Source organism: Coprobacter sp. (genome assembly GCF_982436375.1).
Genome location: NZ_CEWDCG010000293.1, coordinates 1 through 2,630, shown reverse-complemented (window position 1 = coordinate 2,630; position 2,630 = coordinate 1). Strand labels below are relative to the sequence as shown.

At 38.7% G+C, this 2,630-nt stretch carries 3 protein-coding genes; all 3 read right to left on the bottom strand.

What is annotated here, in order from left to right; all coding sequences use genetic code 11:
- On the bottom strand, positions 1 to 899 hold an 899-nt coding region (locus tag AC1WHX_RS11780), incomplete at its 3' end, for a glycosyltransferase family 2 protein (protein ID WP_481229436.1).
- 77 nt (positions 900 to 976) lie between these two features.
- Positions 977 to 1,639 carry a 7-cyano-7-deazaguanine synthase QueC gene (gene queC / locus AC1WHX_RS11775; protein WP_481229434.1) on the bottom strand — a complete coding sequence of 221 codons (663 nt, stop codon included), beginning with the start codon at positions 1,637 to 1,639 and terminating at the stop codon, positions 977 to 979.
- Positions 1,640 to 1,952: 313 nt separating this feature from the next.
- Positions 1,953 to 2,516, bottom strand: a complete 564-nt coding sequence (gene efp / locus AC1WHX_RS11770; protein ID WP_009318018.1) for an elongation factor P — start codon at positions 2,514 to 2,516, stop codon at positions 1,953 to 1,955.
- Positions 2,517 to 2,630 lie beyond the last annotated feature (114 nt).

Below are 2,630 nucleotides of genomic sequence, written 5' to 3'. Positions count from 1 at the left end.
CCGCCTAACTGTATGATACTTGTCAAAACCGACAAACCCGCAATCCGTAAACTATGATTACAAACCAATGATTCAAAAAACAGAGCCAAAAAATATACAATCAACGGGAGTAACGCCCATATACAGAAAAATGACAATAAGATCAATATCAACGATCCAAGTACAAATGCCGCAGGTAAAAGATGAACGATCTTTAACGACTCCGGATGAAGCAAATATAAGTCAACACGAGCTCTCCCGAATACCGAAACCTGTCGATAAAACGATCGAAAACTCACACGACGTTTATGATATACAAATGCATCCCGAATCAGAACAGTATGAAAACCGGCTTTTTGAATTCGTAAACTCAAATCGATATCCTCGCCGAACATATCTTTAAAACCTCCCACTCGCTTATACACCTCTTTAGAGAAGCCCATATTAAATGTCCTCGGGGTAAACTTTTCCATACCCTTTTTCCCACCTCGAATACCTCCTGTAGTAAAAAATGAAGTCATAGAATAGCTGATCGCCTTTTGCAAATTACTAAAAGAAGAATGTGCCGCATCAGGCCCGCCGAAACAATCGACATAATCTTCCTCCAAGCGAGCTTTGACAATCTCGAAATAACGCTCGGGAATGATACAATCAGAATCAAAAAAAATCAAATATTCTCCCGAGGCTCTTTCCATTCCATAATTCCGAGTAAGACTACGCCCCGAATTTTCTTTATAGAAATAACAGATATTCAGATCTTTGTCAAACTCCTGAGCTACCGTATCACACCGATTGACAGAACCATCCTCAATTAAAAGAACCTCAAAATCTTTTAATGTCTGTTTGCTCAGACTTTCTAATAATTCCCGAACTTCATCCGGACGGTTATAAACCGGTATGATAACTGAAAAATACGGCATAGCATTATCTGTATTATGAGAAAGGACAAAGGTATGTATTTTTTAGTTTTATGTTAAAAAAACTCCTGAAATTATTTCTATCCGTTACGATGTTTCAAATACAAATCCAAACCGTGTTTCCGTAATTTACAAGCAGGGCATTCTCCACAGCCATCAGCAAGGATACCATTATAACAGGTCAATGTCTCGTTCCGAACCAGATCGAAAACTCCTAATTCATCAGACAATCTCCATACGGTCTCTTTATCTCTCCACATCAACGGCGTATGTATTTCAAAATGCGTATCCATCGCCAAATTAAGAGAGACGTTCAAAGATCGGACAAAAGTATCCCGACAATCAGGATAACCGCTAAAATCGGCTTGTGACACCCCCGTCACTAAATGCCGTATTCCTTTTTGAAATGCCTTAATAGCTGCAAATGTCAAAAAAACCATGTTGCGCCCAGGCACAAACGTATTCGGATAAGAATCTTCAGGCTTTTCTTTGTCCATTACCATACTGGAGTCTGTCAACGAATTATGGGTCAACTGACCTATCAAAGAAACATCAAGGACTTCAAACGGAACACCTGCTTCTGCCGCAATTTTACGGGCTACATCTACCTCTTTCACATGTTTCTGACCATAAATAAAACAGACAGCCTCGACCGATTCAAAATGCGACAACGCCCAAAACAGACAAGTAGTAGAATCCTGCCCTCCGGAAAAACAAACCAACGCAGTTTCTTTTTGCTTCATAACTTCTTATTGAATTTTAAAATAAAAACAGATTATATTCTTCCGGGATTATACGGACACGAGAAAGGAGTTCTTGTTTTTAACGTGGTAGCAAGCACACGGAAGATTTATATTCAGGGCACAAAAGTATAAAATTTTCTATACATTTTTATACAAGTCCCTGTTTTTGACACACAATCTAAGAAACTTTTGAGATTCTTCGAAAAAGTCTTTTCGTCCAAGTTTTTATATTTTCCATTTGTCTCAACAAAAAAACGATCCGGGACTTTTCACTACCGGATCGTTGCAATAATATATTAAATCTTTCTCAGACTTAACGGACACGTTCCATATATTCCCCTGTTCTCGTATCGATACGAATCGTTTCACCTGTATTAATGAACAAAGGAACGCGAACTTCAGCACCGGTTTCTACGGTAGCCGGCTTTAAAGTATTCGTTGCAGTATCTCCCTTAATTCCCGGTTCGGTATAGGTAACTTGAAGTTCCACTTTTACCGGAAGCTCTGCAAACAATACCGTTTCGGTAGATGCATCCGAAACAACTTCTATCACCATTCCTTCTTTCAAGAAGTCAACGCCGGTAATAAGATCCTTATCGATAGTAACATCATCCCACGTTTCCTGATTCAGAAAATGATAATGATCTCCTTCATTGTAAGAAAACTGGAACGGACGGCGTTCTACACGAACATCTTCCAGTTTTTCACCGATATTAAAACGACGGTCAAGAACGCGTCCGCTTACTACCTCTTTCAGTTTGGTACGCATGAATGTATTTCCCTTTCCGGGTTTCACATGAAGAAATTCGATACAGTAGTACAATTTACCGTCTAAACGGATGCATGTTCCGTTCTTGATGTCTTGTGCATTAATCATATTTTTATCTATTTGAAATTATTGTTCGATTATGGACACTGATTTCCGGGTACAAAAATAATCTAAATCAGAAAAAAACGCAAAAGTTTTGTCTAAAAACCATTTATCCTTTGG